Source organism: Pseudomonas sp. HY2-MNA-CIBAN-0224 (genome assembly GCF_040310285.1).
GTDB lineage: Bacteria > Pseudomonadota > Gammaproteobacteria > Pseudomonadales > Pseudomonadaceae > Aquipseudomonas > Aquipseudomonas helleri.
The window spans coordinates 1-273 of record NZ_JBEOPQ010000515.1 but is presented as its reverse complement, the minus strand read 5'-3'; the positions used below and the strand labels follow the sequence as shown (position 1 = coordinate 273).

The 273-nt window shown below is 45.1% G+C and carries 1 protein-coding gene; it reads right to left on the bottom strand.

Annotated elements, in window-relative coordinates; all coding sequences use genetic code 11:
- Positions 1 to 273: TrmH family RNA methyltransferase (locus tag AAEZ03_RS27375; protein ID WP_350582993.1), on the bottom strand; the 273-nt coding region annotated here is incomplete at both ends.

Genomic DNA, 273 nt, shown 5'->3' with positions numbered 1-273 from the left:
ACCCAGAATCCAAGCGATTGGTTCTTTTAAGTCATGTTGGTAAATTACTGTATCGGTATGTGAGCTGGTTGCTAATAGGGGTACTTGGACATAATCTAATATATCTTGCACGCTGAGACCTTCATAGATAGTTAGGGCAAACTGCGCACCCATACCTGCTCTTAGCGTCTTAGGAGACCATGCTTGTGCTGTGGCATCGGTACAGAGTATGTTCTTGATGCCAACTGCTGCTGCAGTGCGTAGTAAAGTACCAACATTACCACTATCCTGGAC